This is a genomic window from Holdemanella hominis, assembly GCF_014306155.1.
GTDB classification, from domain to species: domain Bacteria; phylum Bacillota_I; class Bacilli_A; order Erysipelotrichales; family Erysipelotrichaceae; genus Holdemanella; species Holdemanella hominis.
The window spans coordinates 1-588 of record NZ_JACRWH010000141.1; the positions used below are offsets into that span (position 1 = coordinate 1).

Sequence of the window (588 nt, forward strand, 5' to 3'; positions counted from 1 at the left end):
ATTCCATGTTGTCATAAATTTAGTATAACTTTGGTAAATGTTGTGAAATCCGATTGAATTATGTGAAATTATCAAAATATACATCTTTTTTGGAAAACCTCAATTTATTTCGTATATGAGATAGGGGTGATGAAATCACATGAATAAATCAAAAGACAAAATTATGAAAGAGTTTTTAGAAAACAATGCCTATTTTGTCGACTTCTTTAATGCGTACTTCTTTGATGGAGAAAGAGTTCTTAAACCTGAAAACTGTATGGAACTTGATTCAGAGATGAATGATTCGAATATGGATCTAGAAAAGCATGTGGATGTGATTCGTAAGTACAATGATGGAAATCTTTATAGTGCATTCATTATTGAAAATCAAAGTTGTGTAGATCCTTCAATGGTTGTAAGAGCGGCCGTATATGAATATGTAGCTTATGAGCGAATGTTAAAGAAGTCAAAGAAGAATAAGGCTAAAGAAAAACTACCTATGGTAAACATTCTGGTATTCTATACAGGTGAAAGGCCTTGGAATGCAGCTAGTAAGCTATCAGAACTTGTAGAGGTGGATGAAAGGTTTACAGCTTGTTTCCATGACTA

The 588-nt window shown here is 32.5% G+C and carries 1 protein-coding gene; it reads left to right on the plus strand.

Going from position 1 to position 588, the window contains the following annotated elements:
* Positions 1-139: 139 nt before the first annotated feature.
* A partial coding sequence (locus tag H8911_RS12285) for an Rpn family recombination-promoting nuclease/putative transposase (RefSeq protein ID WP_186999858.1) occupies positions 140-588 on the plus strand: 449 nt, incomplete at its 3' end.